This is a genomic window from Streptomyces sp. NBC_01591 (genome assembly GCF_035918155.1).
Lineage (GTDB): Bacteria > Actinomycetota > Actinomycetes > Streptomycetales > Streptomycetaceae > Streptomyces.
In genome coordinates this window covers 117,793-136,664 of the sequence record NZ_CP109327.1, presented here as the reverse complement: position 1 = coordinate 136,664, position 18,872 = coordinate 117,793, and the positions used below count along the sequence as shown (strand labels likewise).

General features: G+C 69.3%; 17 protein-coding genes and 1 pseudogene. 10 read left to right on the top strand and 8 right to left on the bottom strand.

Features of this window, described 5'->3' with window-relative positions; genetic code table 11:
• The first annotated feature begins 64 nt into the window (after window positions 1-64).
• The 4 genes from OG978_RS00680 to OG978_RS00665 all read left to right on the top strand — a co-directional run bounded on the left by OG978_RS00680 (window position 65) and on the right by OG978_RS00665 (window position 5,656).
• Window positions 65-961 carry a LysR family transcriptional regulator gene (locus OG978_RS00680; RefSeq protein ID WP_326763327.1) on the top strand — a complete coding sequence of 299 codons (897 nt, stop codon included), beginning with the start codon at window positions 65-67 and terminating at the stop codon, window positions 959-961.
• A gap of 207 nt (window positions 962-1,168) precedes the next feature.
• Complete coding sequence (locus tag OG978_RS00675) at window positions 1,169-2,998, top strand: hypothetical protein (protein WP_326763326.1); 1,830 nt, start codon at window positions 1,169-1,171, stop codon at window positions 2,996-2,998.
• Between the two features lie 718 nt (window positions 2,999-3,716).
• Window positions 3,717-4,136 (top strand): hypothetical protein, encoded by a 420-nt coding sequence (locus OG978_RS00670; protein WP_326763325.1) that lies wholly within the window; start codon window positions 3,717-3,719, stop codon window positions 4,134-4,136.
• A gap of 29 nt (window positions 4,137-4,165) precedes the next feature.
• Window positions 4,166-5,656 carry an ISKra4 family transposase gene (locus tag OG978_RS00665; protein WP_442817814.1) on the top strand — a complete coding sequence of 497 codons (1,491 nt, stop codon included), beginning with the start codon at window positions 4,166-4,168 and terminating at the stop codon, window positions 5,654-5,656.
• Here the strand turns inward: OG978_RS00665 and OG978_RS00660 are convergent.
• On the bottom strand, window positions 5,640-7,772 hold the full coding sequence (locus OG978_RS00660) for a SpoIIE family protein phosphatase (RefSeq protein WP_442817633.1): 2,133 nt from the start codon (window positions 7,770-7,772) through the stop codon (window positions 5,640-5,642). The two genes, OG978_RS00665 and OG978_RS00660, sit on opposite strands and share 17 nt — an antisense overlap.
• 5 nt (window positions 7,773-7,777) lie before the next feature.
• On the bottom strand, window positions 7,778-7,951 hold the full coding sequence (locus OG978_RS00655) for a hypothetical protein (RefSeq protein ID WP_164495457.1): 174 nt from the start codon (window positions 7,949-7,951) through the stop codon (window positions 7,778-7,780).
• A gap of 645 nt (window positions 7,952-8,596) precedes the next feature.
• Here OG978_RS00655 and OG978_RS00650 point away from each other — a divergent pair.
• Together OG978_RS00650 and OG978_RS00645 are read left to right on the top strand one after the other, a co-directional pair.
• A complete protein-coding gene (locus OG978_RS00650; protein WP_326763322.1) occupies window positions 8,597-10,222 on the top strand; it encodes an IS4 family transposase in 1,626 nt (541 codons plus the stop codon).
• A 51-nt stretch (window positions 10,223-10,273) separates the two neighbouring features.
• A protein-coding gene (locus tag OG978_RS00645) for an IS3 family transposase (RefSeq protein ID WP_326769883.1) occupies window positions 10,274-11,484 on the top strand; the annotation gives its coding sequence in 2 pieces (ribosomal slippage) (window positions 10,274-10,568 and window positions 10,568-11,484; 1,212 coding nt in all).
• 27 nt (window positions 11,485-11,511) lie between these two features.
• Here the strand turns inward: OG978_RS00645 and OG978_RS00640 are convergent.
• Window positions 11,512-11,895, bottom strand: a pseudogene (locus tag OG978_RS00640) (transposase); the annotation flags it as partial.
• A 54-nt stretch (window positions 11,896-11,949) separates the two neighbouring features.
• Window positions 11,950-12,930, bottom strand: coding sequence for a GlxA family transcriptional regulator (locus OG978_RS00635; protein WP_326763320.1), 981 nt, complete (start codon window positions 12,928-12,930; stop codon window positions 11,950-11,952).
• 129 nt (window positions 12,931-13,059) lie between these two features.
• On the opposite strand from OG978_RS00635, the gene OG978_RS00630 reads away from it, so the two are divergent.
• The 3 genes from OG978_RS00630 to OG978_RS00620 all read left to right on the top strand — a co-directional run bounded on the left by OG978_RS00630 (window position 13,060) and on the right by OG978_RS00620 (window position 15,375).
• On the top strand, window positions 13,060-14,028 hold the full coding sequence (locus tag OG978_RS00630) for an NADP-dependent oxidoreductase (RefSeq protein WP_326763319.1): 969 nt from the start codon (window positions 13,060-13,062) through the stop codon (window positions 14,026-14,028).
• 109 nt (window positions 14,029-14,137) lie between these two features.
• Complete coding sequence (locus OG978_RS00625) at window positions 14,138-14,554, top strand: nuclear transport factor 2 family protein (protein WP_326763318.1); 417 nt, start codon at window positions 14,138-14,140, stop codon at window positions 14,552-14,554.
• 62 nt (window positions 14,555-14,616) lie between these two features.
• The gene (locus OG978_RS00620; RefSeq protein ID WP_326763317.1) at window positions 14,617-15,375 is read left to right on the top strand and encodes an IS6 family transposase; all 759 of its coding nucleotides are present in this window, start codon (window positions 14,617-14,619) and stop codon (window positions 15,373-15,375) included.
• Window positions 15,376-15,629: 254 nt separating this feature from the next.
• Here the strand turns inward: OG978_RS00620 and OG978_RS00615 are convergent, their stop codons facing one another.
• Window positions 15,630-16,016 (bottom strand): hypothetical protein, encoded by a 387-nt coding sequence (locus OG978_RS00615; RefSeq protein WP_326763316.1) that lies wholly within the window; start codon window positions 16,014-16,016, stop codon window positions 15,630-15,632.
• A gap of 333 nt (window positions 16,017-16,349) precedes the next feature.
• Between OG978_RS00615 and OG978_RS00610 the strand changes: the two genes are divergently transcribed.
• The gene (locus OG978_RS00610; RefSeq protein WP_326763315.1) at window positions 16,350-16,934 is read left to right on the top strand and encodes a DNA-binding protein; all 585 of its coding nucleotides are present in this window, start codon (window positions 16,350-16,352) and stop codon (window positions 16,932-16,934) included.
• Window positions 16,935-17,101: 167 nt separating this feature from the next.
• Here OG978_RS00610 and OG978_RS00605 read toward each other — a convergent pair whose 3' ends face one another.
• The 3 genes from OG978_RS00605 to OG978_RS00595 form a co-directional block, all read right to left on the bottom strand.
• Entirely contained in the window at window positions 17,102-17,722 is a 621-nt protein-coding gene (locus OG978_RS00605; protein ID WP_326763314.1) for a DUF7691 family protein, read from the bottom strand.
• A 61-nt stretch (window positions 17,723-17,783) separates the two neighbouring features.
• Window positions 17,784-17,906, bottom strand: coding sequence for a hypothetical protein (locus tag OG978_RS00600; RefSeq protein WP_326763313.1), 123 nt, complete (start codon window positions 17,904-17,906; stop codon window positions 17,784-17,786).
• 13 nt (window positions 17,907-17,919) lie between these two features.
• Window positions 17,920-18,870: a family 78 glycoside hydrolase catalytic domain gene (locus tag OG978_RS00595; RefSeq protein WP_326763312.1), complete on the bottom strand. Its 951-nt coding sequence runs from the start codon at window positions 18,868-18,870 to the stop codon at window positions 17,920-17,922.
• Between the last annotated feature and the right edge of the window lie 2 nt (window positions 18,871-18,872).

Here is an 18,872-nt window from a genome sequence, read left to right as displayed (position 1 = left end):
TGACTATCATGCCTTCGAGGCATGAGGGTGTCATGCCTCCTCCGTCTCCCGAGGGGCCACCGCCATGGAACTCCGAGTGCTGCGCTACTTCCTGTCCATCGTGGAGACCGGTTCCGTCACCAAGGCTGCCGAGGTGGTCCGCGTCGCCCAGCCCTCGCTGTCGCGTCAACTGCGCGGCCTGGAAGGGTCCTTGGGGATGACGCTCTTCGACCGCGGCGGCAAGCAGATGGTCCTGACGGCGGCCGGCCGGCGCTTCCTTCCCCTGGCCCGCGACCTGGTCGCCCGTGCGGATGCCGCCGAGGCCGCAGTCGGTGCGCTGGCTGCCGGTCGTGCCATGCGGATCACCGTGGCGGCGCCGCCCACCACCATCACCGACGTGATCGCGCCGTTCCTGGCCACCTGGGGGCCGGAGGATCCGCTCGTCACCGTGCAGGCGGAGAGTCCGGCACGTGCGTACCAGGCCCTTGCGTGGGGCGCCGATGTAGCCATCTCCTCGGCACCTCCGAGGCGCCGTTTCGCCGGGCTCCCGGTGGCCCGCCTGCCGCTGTGGGCCTACGTCCGTGCCGACCATGCCTGGGCGGACCGGGGCCGCGTCACCATCAGGGAACTTGCCGCGGAGCCCCTCATCGTCCTCACCCCGGCGCACGGCACCCGCCGCATCCTGGACCATGCCGTGCAGGATGCGGACGCCTCGTACGACATCGTGCTCGAATGCGACACCCCGCACGTCGCACAGGCCATGGCGGCTTCGGGCCATGGTGTCGCGGTGGTCTCCGACGATCCCCGCTTCGACCTGCACCCGCTGCTGATCCTCGACAGCACGGGCGAACCGCTGCAGATCCACCTGCACGCGGCGTGGGACGCCGGCCACTACGCGCTGCACAGCATCGAGGCATTCGCGGCCGGGCTGTCATGTTTTTGTGTCGAGCGGTACGGGCCACAGGTCGCCGCCCGCCTGTGAACTGCAGCGACGACTCCAGACCACGGCCCTCACCACAACGCGAGGCGTGACCGCACGCCGACCCGACGGCCGACAGGCCAAGGAGAGCTGGAGGTATGCCTGGCGAGCAGCCTGACCAGACCGGGCAGGCATTGGACGGCGGCACCGGTGCGCCCCACCATGCAGCGATATTCCGCATCAGTTGCCAGCCCGAGAGGACCTCGGACCATGCCAAGACCGTTCCATGCCCGGCGGCTACGCCGTGCCGCCGCCACTGCCGCCGTGCTCGCGGGGCTGTTCGCCGTCCCGCTGCCGACGATGGCGGCGCCCGCAACCGCACCCGTACCGGGTGATCCGCTCACCGGAAGCGGTGCGGTGAACCGGACCGAACTCACCGCCGGCCAACTCACCGGGGGCAGCGCCGAGGACACCGTGCCCGACAGCGCTTTCGCCCTGCCGGCGCAAGCGGCGCCACCCACCCACAGCTTCGAAGGCACCCTCACCCTCGACGGGCTCTCCACCGCCGGCGGTTTCCGCGCACTGAAGGACCCGAACGGATACGGAGACACGGCGGCAACCCGACACCTGCCGCCGATCGACGTCGCCCTCGTGCAGAACGGCAGCCACCTCGTCCCGGCGAAGCGCGGGCTGCAGTACACGGGGAACCCGGCGTGGAACCTGGCGGTGGGACCCGGCCGCGCGTGGAACGAGGACGGCGACGGCGAACGCACCCGTGCCTCCCTGCCGTTCGCGCTCGTCGAGCGCAACGCCAACTGCGTGCACAACGGCGCCCTGACGTTCCTCTTCGACGCCACATCGATCTCCGAGGTCCGCTACCAGATCACCACGGAGACCTGCGAGTACTTCCAGTTCGACATGTGGGGCCAGGTAACGGCCGACTACCGGCCCGGACCCGTCGACGGCGCCGAGAACCGGCGCGACGCGTACGCCGCCGAGGTCGGGGACCGGCTTCCGGCCAAGCCCATCTCGGCGCTGGCCACCGACTACCCGGACAGTGGGGTGGACGTGACGAAGTTCGGCTCCGGCATCACGCCGTCCGCGCTGAGCACCTTCGGCTTCTACTTCGGCGGAGTCCACTACGTGGGCAACTGTCGCACGCGGCAAGGGGAGTACCCGTTCTGCGGCCAGATGCTGCTGCCCTCGTACTCGACCGCGAAGTCGGCGTTCGCGGGAACAGCCATGCTGCGTCTGGCGCAGCGCTACAGCCCGGCCGTGGCCCAGGAGAAACTCTCCAACCGCATCCCCGAGACCGCCGGCAACACTGCCTGGAGCGGCGTCACACTCGACCACACCCTCGACATGGCCACCGGGAACTACACCTCGCCCGGCTACGAGACCGACGAATCGCGCCGCACCATGGCGGACTTCTTCGCAGCCGAGCCCTACGCCGACAAGATGCGACTCGCCCTGTCCTTCCCACGTAAGGCCAGCCCCGGCAGCAAGTGGGTCTACCACACCTCGGACACCTTCCTCGCCACCCGCGCAATGAACAACTACCTGCGGGACAAGGCCGGTTCGGACGCCGACATCTTCGACATGCTCCGCGACGACGTGCTCGAACCCATCGGCGTCGGGCCCGACTCCCTCGTCTCCTCCCGCACCGACAACAGCCCCGGCGGGGTGCCCTTCGGCGGCTACGGCATGTTCTGGACGCAGGACTCCATCGCCCGGTTCGCGAAGTTTCTCAACAACGACCACGGCGCCGTCAACGGCACGCAGATACTCGACCCGACACTGCTCGCGGCCACCATGCAACGCACACCGGAGGCCCCGGGCATGACCACCACCGGCACCAAGCCCATGAAGTACCAGAACGGCTTCTGGGGCCAGGAGTTCACCTCCGCCGACAACCCCGCCTACACCAGCCCCTTCTACGTACCCTTCATGTCGGGATACGGCGGCATCACCGTCGCGATGATGCCGAACGGCGCCACCTACTACTACTTCAGCGACAACAACGAGTTCAGTTGGAACGCCGCCGTCGTCGAAGCCGACAAGCTGGCGCCCATGCCCGGAGCGGCAGTTACTGCGAGGTAGACCCCATCGAACGCACCCTTGTCGGCCTGGGATGCGCTTCGCCTGACGATGACCGTTGCCGGGGTGTCCCACCCGAACCCTTCCAGGCTCGATAGGAGACTCCGGCCAGCCGACAGGCGCTGAGGGGTGGACAGTTCAGCCTCCTTCGTGTGGTCACGCTCCTGCCCGTCGGGTGCTACAACCGACGGGCAGGAGCGTGCCTGGGTGCGTCACCGGGGCGGGATCGCGATCAAGCAATGACGCACCCAGGCTCAACTGATAGCTCCCACGCAAGGGGCCCATCAGAATCTGCGACCGCTGCTGGCGAAGACCTATTCAGCCGCGCCATCCGGTCGACCCATGAGGCGGAAGCCTCGCCTGCTAGCGGAGCCGTGACCAGCGCTAATTGCCGTGCAAGCATCCTCATATACGGCCTTCACTCTCAACCGCTGTCGGGCATCTCCTGAGTGAATGGCCAGCCTCCCCCTTGACATCCAACTCAGTCGCCCCAGGTCAGCCCACTCCACCCGACTAACTTCGATGGGTGCAGATCTTGTGAGGGTGCTTCGTTGGGGTGATTCGCAGAGGTTCGGGATGTGCCGGTGTGGGGCGGTCTCTAACGTCGGCGAGGTGAGCCGGCCGTGGGTGCGGGCACCGGGTGAGGCGGGGTGGTGTGGTGCCGTCGTTGATGGCCGCGTTGGATGCCAGAGAGAGTGAATGCCGGGCCAGGGTCGCGGAGTTGCGCAAGCAGATCGCAGAGCTTTCCGAAGCGGTGTCCCAGGCGGAAGCTGAACTGTCCCGGTTGCAGATCACGCGGGAGACGGTGAAGCAGGTGCTGGCCGACGGTCCGGTGGCCACACGTGATGTCTCCGTGCCGGCGGCGTCCGGGCCGGTCGATGTTGCCGCGGCGCTGCTGGCCGCCGAGGCCGCGGGCGATGTGACGGTGATGTCGCCGGACTACCAGCGGATCACCGCGCTGTTCGCGACGTCGGGGTCGGCGTGGCGGTGCAAGGACGTGTGCGTGGAGCTGGGGCTTCAGACCGAGGCCCGTCACGTGGAGGGCATGCGCTCGAAGCTGAAGCGCCTGGTGGAGCGGGGGATCCTGGCCGAGACTGCGCCGGGGCTGTTCAGGGTGGACGGACGGGAGTTGGGCTGGTGAGCGCCGCCCTGGAGACCGGCGGTCCGGCGGTGGCCGAGACCGCGTTCGCCGCCGCCCGCGGCCTGTTCGAGCAGGTCGCCAAGGATCTGACGTCGCCGGACGCCGCCGCGTTGACGCATTCAGGGCTGGAAGACCTGCTCGCGGCGCGCATGCGCGAGGTGACCCGGCAGCTGTTCCAGGACCATCTGGATCTGCGCGCGGTGCGCGAGCGGCGGGCCGGGCAGGTGGTCGATGAGACCGGGGTTGAACGCACCCGGATCGAGCGGGGCCGACGCCGGATCCTGGCCACGGTGTTCGGGAAGGTCACCGCGACCCGGATCGCCTACCGGGCCACCGGCTCGGCGGATCTGCACCTGGCCGACGCCGCGCTGAACATGCCGGCCGGGATGCACAGCCATGGGCTGGCCAGGCTCGCCGCCACCGAGTCCGCCCGCGGCTCCTTCGCCGAGGCGGTCGACCGCGTCAACGCGCTGACCGGCGCCGGGGTCGGCCACAGGCAGGTCCAGGAGCTCGCCGTGGCCGCCGCGGCCGGCATCGACGCTTTCTACCAGGCCCTGGTGCCCGAGCCGTGCACCGACGCCACGCTGCTGGTGCTGTCCACCGACGGCAAGGGCGTGGTGATAAGGCCCGAGGCGCTGCGCGAGGCCACGGCGAAGGCCGCTGCGACCAAGAGCGGCAACAAGATGGCGACCAGGCTCGCGCCCGGGGAGAAGCACGGCCGCAAACGGATGGCCACCCTGGGCACCGTCTACGACACCGAGCCCGCCGTCCGCGGCGTCGACGACATCATCGCCGACCCCGCCGACCCCGCGAAGGAGTGTCGCCCGGGACCGAGAGCCAGGTCCAAGTGGCTGTGCGGCTCGGTGAACGACACCGCCGAACAAGTCATCGCCGCGGTATTCGACCAGGCCGAAGCCCGCGACCCCGCCCACCGCCGGACCTGGGTCGTGCTGGTCGACGGCGCCCGGCACCAGCTCGACCTCATCCGAGCCGAGGCAGCACGCCGGAACGTCACCGTGCACATCGTCATCGACATCATCCACGTGCTCGAATACCTGTGGGGCGCCGCGCACTGCCTGCACCCGGCCGGCGACCGCGCGGCCGAGGCCTGGGTCGCCGGACAGGCCCGTACCATCCTGGCCGGAGGCTCCGAGCAGGCCGCGGCCTCGATCAGCGCCGCCGCCGACGCCGTCGGGCTCAGGCCTGGCTCACGCAAGGGTATCGACGACGCCGTCGGTTACCTGAAGAACAAGGCCGCCTACCTGCGTTACGACACCGCGCTGACCGAAGGCTTCCCGATCGCCACCGGGATCATCGAGGGGGCGTGCCGCCACCTGGTCAAAGACCGCCTCGACATCACCGGAGCCCGCTGGGGCCTCTCCGGCGCCGAAGCCGTCCTGAAACTCCGTGCCCTGCGCAGCAACGGCGACTTCGACACCTACTGGGCCTGGCACGAGACACAGGAGTTCACGCGCAACCACCAGGCCCGATACCGCGACACGCTCATACCAGCGGCTTGATCGCCAGAACCCTCATTGGATCTGCACCCGGCGCGGATTGTTCGGCGTGGTGGAGGAGGACATCGGCGAGGGCGTCGAGGTTCTCGGGTTCCGCTGCTGCCAGGTGGCCGGCGAGCGTGTTGGTGGCGTCGTCGATGTCGGTGCCGGGGGTTTCGACGAGTCCGTCGGTGTACAGGGCGAGGACGGCGCCGGGAGGGAGGGGGATCTCGGTGGTGGGGTAGTCGGCGTCCGGGTCGATGCCCAGCAGCAGCCCTGGCGGCACGCGAAGGATGTCGGTGTGCCCGTCGGGGTGGCGGAGCAGGGCCGGGGGGTGTCCGGCCGTGGCGAGAAGCGCGCGGTGGTGGGTGTGGTCGAGGTGGGCGATGAGGCAGCTGGCGAACAGGCCGGGGTCGAGGTCGGCCAGGAGGCGGTTGGTGCAGGCGAGGACCGCGCCGGGGGAGGCGCTGGCGGTGGCGGCGTAGGCGTGGACGGCGGTGCGGACCTGTCCCATGAGGGCGGCGGCGGTGGTGTTGTGGCCTTGCACGTCGCCGATCACCGCGGCGGCCGTCGTGGGTGTGCAGACGATGAGGTCGTAGAAGTCGCCGCCGATGTCCATGCCGTGACCGGCTGGCCGGTAGCGGGCGGCGACGTCAAAGCCAGTGAGGCGCGGGAGGGTGTGCGGCAGCAGTCCGGTCTGCAGGGTGTGGGCGAGAGTGTGGTTGGCGTCGTAGAGGCGGGCGCGGTCCAAGGCCTGGGCGATCAGGCCGGTCAATGACGTGAGCATGGCCCGCTCGGCGGGCGGGAAGGGCCGAGGCTGGTCGTAGGCGAGGACCAGGGAGCCGACCGGGCGTCCTGACACGATCAGGGGGAGGAAGGCCCAGCCTGCCATCTCGTCCTGGTGCACGGCAGGAGGGTAGGCCCTCTTGAGATCGGTGAAGGTGGCGAAGAAGCTGGCCACACCTGTGGTGATGACATGTGCAGCGGGGATGTCAGAGGTCAGGGGGGCCGCGTCGAAGCGGTCCATTAGTTCCGGGCTGTAGCCTCGGTAGCCGGTGATCCGCAGCCGTCCGTCGTTCACCGTGAGAAGAGCCAGCGCCTTCGGGCCGAAGGCCGGCACGATCTGGTCGGCGGCAAGTTCGACCACGTCCTGCACGCTGACGGCCTCGGCTAGGGCGGTGGCAAGGTGCGTCAGGTGGTACAGCCCCGTCGCGCCGACGAGCCCGGCGGGGGATGGGGCCGCGGCCTTGGCCGCTGTGGCGGTCGGATCCCCGGCGGTGGGGGTGATGTGGACGCTGATGCCGCTGTCATGAGGGTAGAGCTGGAAGGACAGCCGGATGTCGGGCGGACGCCTGGCGGTGAAGGAGGTGGGCTGCCGGGAGACCACCGCCTCCCGGTAGCGGTCTTCGAACACCGGGTCGTACAGCCACAGAAGTACCTCCCATGGGCGTTTGCCCAGCAGGGAGGCGGCACCGGCACCGACCAGTCCGGCGCCGGCGGGGTTGATGTAGGTGAGTCGGCCGTCCAGATCGAGCGCGCAGCAGCCCACGGGCAGCCGCTCGGCACAGTCCAGGGCGGCCACGGCCCGGGCCGAGTCGGCCTCGCGGGAGTGCAGCGCAGGCAGCAGACGGGGTTCGTCGGCGAACCCCAGCGGACGGCCGCTGTCGGCGGCCTGTTGCAAGAGCGGTGCCGCGCGCCGGCAGCAGGCGGTGATCGTCTCCTGCTCGGCCGCACTGAGCTGCGCCGGGTGCCGGACGGGCCACAGCAGCACGATGCCGCCCCACACGGTGGTGCCGTCGGTGATCGGGGCTGCGGCGACCCTGAAGTCGTACGGCAGGACGATGCCGACCCGGGGGTAGCGGCGGGCGATCTCCTCCTGGCTGCCCAGCCAGACCAGGCACCTCTGGCGCACGGCGTCCGCCACCGGGATCGCCGCATTGATGGGAACACGGGCCCAGGGAGCGGCGATCTCCCGGGACATCCCGGAAGCCAGCACCAGCCGCAGCACCCGCTCCCCCGGCGGCAGCAGAAACACCAGGCCCACCGATGCGCCGGTATCCCGCATGACGTCGACCAGGACCGCATCCAGCAGCCCCTTTCCGGGGCCGGCAGCACTTGCAGGGACAGCAGGGCCCCGCATGGCCGTCACCCGCCCCGGCCGGCAGGCGCGGCTCTGCGGCTGCGCCCGAAGCGGCTGCGGGCCGCCTCGGCGCTGATCCCCAGCCCCGCACCGATCTGTGCCCAGCTCGCCCCGGCCCGCCGATCCGCCAGCACCGCCGCACGGACCAGCTGTCCGGCCAGATCAGATACCCGGGCCACGGCAGCGCAGTTCCAGCCCACGGGCGAACCCGGGCGAGGCGGCTCCACGGGTAGCCGCGCGACGCTTGTGACGTGCAGCAACAGGAGCTCACCGGCCGCGGCCACCCCTTTCCGCGCGGGCGCTGCCTCCCGCCAACGGCGCCGGGCCCGCCAAGCCGCCTGCCGGTGAGCCGGCCGGCAGTACCGGCGCCCGCGGGCCTCGGATCCCGACAGCCGCGCACCGCACCAGCCGCACCGCACGTCACCCATATACGGACAATATGCCCGTCCCTGTGTGACGGCACCCCGTCCCGACCTCGTCAGAGGGACGTAGCAGCGCATCCGTTACTCCGCCTCGGCTTTGTCCAGAACCTTGTCCGGGTCGCGCAGGGACCGCAACCCTGCATCGCAGCCGGGACCGCCTCACCCTGACGTGGCACCGCCTGTGCTGCCCTCACTACGCGGCCGACCGCGTCCTTCTGGTCTCGGGTATCGAGCTGAAACGCGAAAGTCTCTCCGGTGTCCAAAACCCGGGGTCAAGGCCCAAGGCCGGGTAGTTAGCGTTTTCGCTGGTCACGCAAGCCCGTTGAGGGATTCTCGGCGTGGAGCAACGGAGCTCGTTGGTACAGACAGTCGTCCAAGACAGCTTGTTCCCGAGGAGGTCCGTTGCCGTTTCATCATGTCCTTTCGGCCCCGGTAGTGGCCATCACCCGTACGGTCACCGTGGCGGCGGGCCGGTTCGCGCCGGGGCATCTGGGCGAGCTGACAGCCGTCGTGCCGTTTGAGCTGGTCGACGCGGTCCTGGAGGAGACGCGGTCGATACAGCGGCGACTGCGTGATCTCCCGTCGCGGGTGGGGGTGTACTTCCTGCTCGCGATGTGCCTGTTCCCCGAGGTCGGATACCGGTTGGTCTGGGACAAGCTGGCGGCGGGCCTGGACGGGGTTTCGGTGGCCGGTCCGACGCCGAAGGCCCTGCGTGATCTGCGCCGTCGGCTTGGAGCCGCACCGGTTCGGGCACTGTTCGAGGTGCTGGCCGGTCCGCTGGCCCGGCCGACGACACCGGGGGTGCGATTCGGTCCGTTCCGGACGGTGTCGTTCGACGGGTGCAGTTCACAGAAGGTCGCCGACTCCGAGCGGAACCGGGGCTGGCTGGGGCGGACGTCTCACCACGGCTATCCGACCATGGAGTTGATGACGCTGGTCGAGACCGGGACCAGGGCGCTCATCGGCGCGGTGTTCGGGCCACCGTCCGGCGGCGAAACCGGTTACGCCTCACGGCTACTGCATCTGCTGCGGCCGGACATGCTGGTCCTGTGGGACAAGGGCTTCGACGGCAACAGCTTCCTCGCTGCCGTGAACGCGACCGGCGCTCAGGTGCTGGGCCGGCTCCGGGCCAACCGCCGCACTCCGGTCCTGACGCGTCTCGGTGACGGCTCGTACCTGTCGGTGATCGGTACGGAGAAAGTCCGTGTCATCGACGCGACCATCACGGTGACCTGCGCGGGCGGGACCGTCTTCGCAGGCTCCTACCGGCTGGTCACTACCCTGACCGACGCCCGCCGCTACCCGGCGGCCGTGCTGGCAGGTCTCTACCACCAGCGGTGGGAACACGAATCGGCGTACTACGCGCTCCGCCACACGATCATGAACGGGCGCGTCCTGCGTTCGGGCGACCCGGCCGGCGTCGAACAGGAGATGTGGGCCCTGCTCACTCTCTACCAGACCCTGCGGACCGTGATGGTCGAGGCCGCGGAGTCGCTGCCGGGCACCGACCCGGACCGCTGCTGCTTCACCGTCGCCCTCCAGACCGCCCGTGACCAGGTCGTCCAGGCCGCCGCCGTCATCACCGACCCCGTCGATGCCGGTCGTCCCGGACTGATCGGCCACCGGATCCTGACCCGCCTCCTCCCGCCCAGACGCCAGCGGGTCAGCACCCGCAAGGTCAAGTCACCGATGTCCCGCTACAGCACCCGCCACGAGGACGGCAGGCCCGACAACACCTGCACCGTCACCGGTCTCGACATCAACATCCTCGAGCCTCCGGAATCCCACCCTCAGCTCCCCGCCGTCTCCCGCGACGACCGGCACACCGCCCTCGCCAAGCGCCGCCGGCACCGAATCCTGGCCCTGCTCGAGAAGGACCCCGACCGCCTCTGGCGCCTCCAGATGGGCCGAGACCGGCCTCATCCACAAACTCGGCCCCGGCCTCTACGCCGCCACAACATGGACCCCAACTCCCCTTGCGTGACCAGCGAAAACGCTAACTACCCGGCCTTGGGCCCTCACCCCTGATCTTGGACACTCGAGATAGTGGATCTTGAGGATCTGAGAGATGGACGTGTCGTGGTCATGAAGCACTACTCCGCCGAGTTCAAGGCGGATGCGGTCGCGTTGTACGAGTCGCGGCCGGAAGCGACGATCAAGCAGGTTGCCGCGGACCTGGGGATCAACCCGGAGACCCTGCGGAACTGGATCCGGGTGGCCGGCTCCGGCTGCCCGCGGGGCCGCCGTTCGACCGCCCCGTCTTCAGCCCCGGTAGTGCCGTCGGCGCTGGAAGCCGAGGTCGCCGCCCTGCGACGGGAAAACGCCGAGCTGAAGAAGGAACGCGAGATCCTGCGCAAGGCGGCCCGCTATTTCGCGGCGGAGACGGGCTGGTGAACCGCTGCCAGTTCGTTGAGGACCACCAGCGCCGATACGGCGTGAAGCGGTTGTGCCGTGTGCTGGGCCTGGCCCGGTCGACCTTCTACTACTGGCGCCGGACGGCGTCGCTGCGGGCAGCCCGGCAGGCGGCCGACGCACGGCTTGCCACCCTGATACGCACCGTCCACCGAGCCTCGGACGGCACCTACGGTGTCCCGAGGATCACCGCCGAGCTTCGCGACGGGGGTGAGGTGGTGAACCACAAACGCGTCGCCCGGGTCATGAAGGCCATCGGCCTGGCCGGGCTCCGCCTGCGCCGCCGGCACCGCACCACCGTCCCCGACCTCACCGTCGCGAAGGTCCCGGCCCTGATCGGCCGCGACTTCACCGCCACCGACGTCAACACCAAGTACGTCGGCGACATCACCTATCTGCCGCTGAGCGGCGGGACGTTCCGCTACCTGGCGACCGTGATCGACCTCGCCTCGCGGCGCCTGGCGGGGTGGGCGATCGCCGACCACATGCGGGCCGACCTCGTCATCGACGCCCTGCATGCGGCCGAACGGACCCGCGGCAATCTCACCGGCGCCATTTTCCACAGCGATCACGGGGCCCAGTACTGCAGCCGGGCCTTCGCCGATGCCTGCCGCGAAGCCGGCGTCACCCAGTCCATGAGCGCGGTCGGCTCCAGCGCGGACAACGCACTCGCCGAGTCGTTCAACGCGACCTGCAAACGGGAGACCCTCCAAGGCCGCCGGGCCTGGGACACCGAGCACGAGGCCCACCTGGACCTCCTCCGCTGGCTCCACCGATACAACACCGTCCGACGCCACTCCCGCCTCGGACATCGCAGCCCCATCGCCTACGAGCGAGCACTCCGAACAACATCAACTACGCTGGCCGAATCCGCATAACCCGTGTTCAAGATCAGGGGTCAAGGCCCCTATCTGGCAGTTCCCGACCTTGCCCAGGGTGCCGGAGTACTGCCTGGCCACCCCGGGCGAGGACCTTCCGTCCTTCGGGAACCCGGTGTCGTCCACGGCCCACACCTGCGGCCGGACCACAGCCACCGCCCTGCGAGCCAGCCTGGCACGAACCGTGTCCACCGGCCAGGTCGACGAGGTCATGAACTGCTGCAATTGCTGGTGGTCCACACCCAGCCGACCAGCCATCGGCTGCATCGACTTCCGATGCCCGTCCAGCAGCAGGCCCCGCAGGTACAGCCCGCCCTTCCTCCGCTGATCAGCACGCGCCAAAGGCGCGAACACCTCCCCAGCGAACTCCTCCAACCGGGCCCTGCACGCCGCGAGTTCATCCGCCCTCATAACTGCAGGAAACCATCAAGGCGACCACTTGCCCAGATACGTAACAAAGCCCTACTAGCCACCCCCCAGCGTTGCGGGGGTGGGGCGGAAGGTGCGGCGGTATGCCTGGGGTGTGATCCCGATGGCGGCATGAAGGTGCTGGCGCAGGGAGACACCGGTGCCGAATCCGGCGCGGCCGGCGACCAGGTCGACGGGCCAGTCAGTGGTCTCCAGCAGGTGCCGGGCCAGGTCGACGCGCTGGCGGACGAGCCACTGGCCGGGGCTGGTGCCGACCTCGTCGCGGAAGCGGCGGGTGAAGGTGCGCACGCTGACGTTGGCGTGGGCGGCCATATCGGCCAGAGTGACGGGTTCGGCGAGGTGTTCCATGATCCACGCCTGTGTGGGGGCGGTGCCGGGGGCAGTGGGGTCGGGGACGGGGCGCTGGATGTACTGAGCCTGTCCGCCGTCGCGCCAGGGCGGTACGACGCACGAGCGGGCGACCTCGTTGGCGATTTCGCTGCCGTGGTCGCGGCGGACGATGTGCAGGCACAGGTCGATTCCGGCGGCGACCCCGGCAGAGGTGAGGATCTCGCCGTCGTCGATGAAGAGGACGTCAGGGTTGATGCGCGCGGTGGGGAACATGCGCTGCAGGCGGTCGGCTTCGCGCCAGTGGGTAGTGGCGGGGCGGCCGTCTAGCAGCCCCGCGGCGGCCAGCACGTAGGTGCCGGTGCAGATCGCCACGATCCGGGTTTCGGGGCGGATGGCGGCCAGGGCCTCGCGCAGGGGGTCGGGCAGGCGGCCCTCCTCGCGAATGGGGCCCAGCGCGTGGGAGGGCGGGATGACGACGGTGTCGACGGTGGTCAGCAGGGAGGCGTCGTGGGAGACGGTGAGCTGGTAGTCGGCCTCGGTGCGGACGGGGTGGCCGTCCAGGCTGCACGTGGTCACGGAGTAGAGCCGGTTGCCCGTGCCGTCGCGGGCGGCGCCGAAGATCCGCGCGGGGATGCCGAGCTCGAAGGGGACGACACCTTCCAGGGCCAGAACGCCAATGTGGTGCATGACCCGATCCTTTCACTCCATGGCCATCGGGCCACTACTGGGGGTCTTTCCTCCCAGGCAGTCTTAGGACGTGCCCAGGAGAAACGGCACGAACGACAAGAAACGCACTGCTGAAAAGAGCACGTCATCATGGACCAGGCCACCAGCCCCTCGACCATGCGCGCCGTCTCCCAGGACGCCGCTGGAGCCCCGGAGGTCCTCAAGACCGTCGAGACGCAGCGTCCGGTCCCGGGCCGGGGCGAGATCCTGGTCCGGGTGCACGCGGCAGGCGTGAACCCGGCCGACTGGAAGACCCGCGAGCGCGGCGTGTTCGCCACCGGAGCCAGGCCGCCGTTCACCCTGGGCTTCGACGTCGCTGGGGTGGTCGAGGCGGTCGGCGGCGGGGTGACACTCTTCGAGGTCGGCGACGAGGTGTTCGGGATGCCGCGCTTCCCGCACCCGGCGGGGGCCTATGCCGAGTACGTCGCCGCCCCGACCCGCCACTTCGCCCCGCGCCCCAACGGCCTGAACCACATCCAGGCCGGCGCCCTGCCGCTGGCCTCGCTGACCGCTTGGCAGGCCCTGGTGGACACCGCGAACGTCCAGCCCGGCCAGCGCGTCCTGATCCACGCGGCCGCCGGAGGCGTCGGCCACCTGGCCGTGCAGATCGCCAAGGCCCGCGGCGCGTACGTCATCGGCACGGCCAGCGCGGCCAAGCACGAGCTGCTGCGCTCGCTGGGCGCCGACGAGCTGATCGACTACCGCACCCAGGACTTCGCCGAGACCCTCCGCGACGTCGATGTCGTCCTGGACACCCTCGGCGGCCCCAACTGGGCCCGGTCCCTGCAAACGCTGCGGCCGGGCGGCACGCTGATCTCGATCCTGCCGCTGGACGACACCTTCCCCGCGAAGGAGGCCGAGGCGGCCGGTATCCGGGCGGTGTTCATGCTCGTCGAGCCCGACCATGCGGGGTTGCGCGAGATCACCTCCCTGGTCGAGGACGGCCACCTGCGCGTGATTGTCGACGCGGTCTTCCCCCTCGAAGAAGCCGTCCGGGCCCACACGCTGGGCGAGATCGGCCGCACCACCGGCAAGATCGTCCTCTCCATCGCCCCCTGACCCGCCCCGCAGCTTCTGCCCTGCGGCAGCCAGACCGCCGGCTCCCCGGCCTGCGTCAGGCAGGACCCATCCCACCCGCACGACACACACCACACAGAACGGAACCACCATGAGCACCATCACCGCCCAGGCCAGCACCCGTGACGTTGTCGACGCATTCTTCGCCCGCTTCGGCGAAGGCGACATGCCCGCCCTGCTGGACCTGTTCGCCGACGACATTGCCTTCCACGTCGGCGGCGCTCCCAACGTCCCCTGGGCCGGAAACCGCACCACCAAGGACGACATCGCCGCGTTCTTCGCCTCCTTCGGCCGGCACCTCACCCCCGCAAAGGAGTACGTCGTCGCCACGACCGTCGTCGATGGTGACCACGCCGTGGTCATCGGCCACAACCGCTTCGGGGTCCTGGCCACCGGCAAGACCTTCACCAACCACTTTGCCCTCCACATCACCGCAGCCGAAGGCAAGATCACCGGCTACCGCATGTACGAGGACAGCCACGCCATCAGCGAAGCCTTCACCTTCTGACCACACGTCGGCAACTACCGCACAGTGCTCCAGGGCACTGTCACGTTGACTGGCCGGGTGGGATGATCTTCTGGTTGGTCGTGCCGGGGAGAGATTCGTTCGTGTCGTCCGCGTCGCCGTCGTACAAGGGCCACCGGTACCCGGTGGAGGTGATCGCGCACGCGGTATGGCTGTACTTCCGCTTCCCGCTGTCCTTCCGCGAGGTCGAGGAGCTGATGCTCGAGCGCGGCGTCATCGTCTCCTACGAGACCATCCGCCGCTGGTCCGCCAAGTTCGGCCAGGCCTACGCGGACGGACTGCGCCGCCGTCGGCCACGGCCCGGGGACAAGTGGCACCTGGACGAGGTCTTCGTGAAGAACAACGGAGAGCAGAAGTACCTGTGGCGGGCCGTCGACCAGGACGGCAACGTGCTCGACATCCTCCTGCAGAGCCGCCGGGACAAGGCCGCGGCAGGACGCTTCTTCCGCCGCCTGATGAAGAAGACCCGTACGGTGCCGCGGGTGGTCGTCACCGACAAGCTCCGTTCCTACGGCGCGGCGCACCGCGAGGTCATGCCCTCGGTGGAACACCGTGCCCACAAGGGCCTGAACAACCGGGCCGAGAACAGTCATCAGCCTACCCGGCAGCGCGAACGTGCCATTAAGGGATTCCGCTCCGTCGGCGGGGCCCAGCGGTTCCTGTCCGCGTTCAGCGGCATCTCACCCCACTTCCGCCCTCACCGCCACCTGATGACCGCCTCCGACCACCGAGCCGAGATGACCGTCCGCTTCGCGATCTGGGACCAGATCACCGGCGCTGCCGGCCGGCCCACCACAGCCTGACCACAGGCCCGGACCGCGGGCCCCACCAGGCCACGACGCACCGTCAGGCACCTGCAACCCAACAACGTAACAGCACCCGTGAGGGTGTTCTCCAGGATCCACTGCTGTTCGGGTAGGAGCTGCTCCCACCCGAACCGCTGCACGTTTACCCACCGTCCGAGGTCCTTGCGCCCGGCCAGGTGGTGGGCAGTCCTCCGATCAGCGTCTCCGACGGCACCCCTCAGCCCTCGACGGGCGCGCGGTCGACCTCTACCTCACCGGTCGCCGAAGGTCACCTCCTTCGCGTCCTCGGCGTACTCGAAGTTGCCGGTGAAACCCCAGTTCTTCCAGCCGCCGTCCCCCTTGTTGGTGATGGTTCCGCTGTCGAGGGCGAACACATCGACACCGTCCACCACCGCAAGATGTTCGAGGCCGGACACCCCGGAGAAGGAGAGGTTGTTGAACGATTTCGCCACGATGATGTTCTTGCCGGGGAAGCTGCGGCTGTACTCGTCGATCAGTGAATGGGTCAGCTCGGCGTCGTCGCCCGGCACCTTGCCGGAGTAGTCGGTACCGGGGTACGGGCCGCCGTCCGTGTACTTCGGCGACTCGTCGTCGAAATTGACCGTGCCCGATCCGGTGGCAGTGGAATCGGCCTCCATTTAAAGTCAACCCGGGCAGCGAAACGTCTGCGCGAAACCGTGGCCTTCCTCAGGTGCGCTCCGCGATGAGCTGACGGCACAGGCGCGCGCGGTCTGCCAGCCCATCGCCCGCAGCCGAAAGTTCAGCCAACCCGCGCGAGGTCCGCCGCTGGAAGAGGGAGACAGAGAAGGGGCCGGCGGAGAGCCACTTGCGAGAAGCGACCCGGCACACCACCGGCCCCTGACCAACATCCACGCAGACGTCACCGCCAGCCGAGGAAGTCCCACCAGCGTAGCCCGTCCGCCGGAACACCCGAGAGAAGCCAACCGCCCGTGATCCCCCACAGCCGCCCCGTGATCAACGAAGCCGACATCGCCCAGCAGGCCGGCGTACCCATCGCCACCTGGCGGCGCCGCGACGCCCCCGCATTCCGCCAGCACGTGCCAACCCTCTTCCCCGACAGTCGCGTCCTGGTCTACGACCTCGCCCAGGCCCAGGCCCACCTCGACGGGCGGCCCATCCCCGCCCTGCCCACCCGCGAACACCCCGACGACCTCCTCAACGACGAGGAGGCCGCCGCCCTGCTCGACGTCGCGGCAAGCACCGTCCGCGCCTACGCGACCCAGGGCTACCTCCCGCCCGGCACAACCGTCTACAGCCTCCGACTCTGGGCCCGACGCGACGTCGAGAAACGCCGCAACGCCCCTCCCCGGCAGGGAAAGGGAGGCGGACGCCCCCCGGGCACAGGGAACGGGCCCCTCAAGGCCCACGCCTACGAAGGCGACCCCCGCCTGCGCACCGCCACCGAGGCACTCGAAACCGCCGAGGACGTCCCCCGTACCCGCCTCGCGGCCGCTCTCGCCGCCCAGTACGGCGGATCAACCCGTACCTGGGAACGGCTCCTCGCCCAAGCCCACCGCAGCTCCCCGTCCCGGTGACCTTCTTCTCCGTCCGCGCCCCGATCCGGGGCACCGTGGAGATCAGCAGCGAATGCGGGTCGCGCCGGTTCTCCAGCGACACCCCGTTCGGCATCAGGAAGCGCTCGGACAGTCGGCGGTACTGCTCACCGAGGTGCCGTACGAGGGCCTGGCGTCGGTGTTCGCGTTCAGGACCGGAAGCCGATGACTCCAAAGCCAGGCCGTCCCGCGGCGTGCCGCATCCAGCCGAGACACTGCATAACGGCCTCCACGACCTCAGACTCCAGCGGTGGCGCCTGGCCCGACTCGTCGACCGCCCGCTTGGTGGCCTCGAACTGCTCCAGCGCCTGTGCGATGTGATCGGGCGTCCACTCGCCGCAGCCCGGTATGAATGTGTACGGCAGAGGATCGGGCAGGTCGCTGTAGCTGAAGTCCTCAACAGACACGGCGGTGACGCCCAGAGCATTCAGGCCCTCGTCGACCACCGACAGCCAGTCACCCCGGTGCGGCGTAAAACGGTCGTTGTCCAAGAACGAGCCGGTGAGCGAACACAGCCGCTTGTAGGCGTAGCCGTACTGGAAGGCGTGGTCCCTATCCTCACTGAAGGGCTCGCCGTCGATGACCGCGCGCAGTGCCTCGTATGCCGTGGGGGCGCCTTCCTCGATCGCGTCGCTGAAATAGTCGTCGTCGCGTGCCAGGTCGTCCCCGAAGCCGTTGCGGATCGCCTCCAGCAACTGGTTGTCGCGGGATCCGACCAAGGCGCGCGTAGCGGCCACGTCGAGCAGGTAGACGCTCAGAGAAGAACTCATGGGACGAACCTAAGGGAAGCCGCTGACACTGCTGCGCGCGGGCACCGCCCGGCCAGGCAGGTCACGGCCCGGTGCAGTCTTCGAGGGCGTGCCGGTCATCATGACCACCGCGGAGGAGCGCGGAACGGTCGACGCGCTGCATGTCGTCGATGCCGGTCCGCCCCGCGGCTTCACCCTGAGTCACCCGGACCGGCGTCCTACGGCACGCTACGAGCGGCCAACCCGACCGCGTCCCGCTCGGAGGACAGAACCACGCCCACGATGTCGTTGGGCGCCAGGTCCTGATCCAGGACCTCGATCTCCAGGTAACGGAAGCCGTGGATGGTGAAGCTCGGTTCGAACCACTCACCCGGGGCGCCGATGATGACCTCGTCACGCTGGTACCACGGCTTTTTCCTGTCGCTCAGAATCCACTGCGTGTCCAGCTCGCCGTCAGGGCTGATGAGCTCGCTATAGGTGACGCGGACAGAGGTGCCCGCCCGGCCGGTGAGGCGCAGGCGCGCGACGCCGGCGAAGTTCTGCCCGAAATCAACCAGTTGGCGTCCCCTGGGGGATCGCCACACCGAAACCGGTGTCAGCTCTTTCACGGCAGTGACCGGTGGTACCTGCTCAGCGATCAGCTGCCGGGAGTGCGGGGAGAACGGACGCACCGGGCGCGACTGAGCGTGGTCATGAGGCTGACTCCACGGCGCAGGGATACGCAGATCTGCAAACTCACCGAACTTCGGGTCGGCACGCACGACGGGCCCGCGGCCCACGGTCCACGTGGCGTCCGTGCCCCACGTGCGTCGGGTTCCGTCGGCGAACTCCAGCTCCAAGTGCAGGTATGCCGCCAGTTCCGGCCCGTAGACGCAGCGGCGTGCGAGAAACCCGAGGCGGCCACGGAAACGCCCGTCGGCGACCACCAGGTGGAACAGATTCATGCCGGGGACGATCGCGCCGGCCGGGTCGTACTCGCGGTACTCGACCTCCTGCTCGAACGGCGTGAAGCGTGGCACCAGGCTCGCCCCGGTCAGGTCCTTGCCGTTGACCACCAGGCGGTACCAGCCCAGGGCCGAGGCGTAGGCGCGGGCCCGGACGACCCGTTCGGGAATTTCCAGGGCGGCCCCGAAGTAGAGCACCGGATCTTCGTCGGCTGCGTACGTCATCG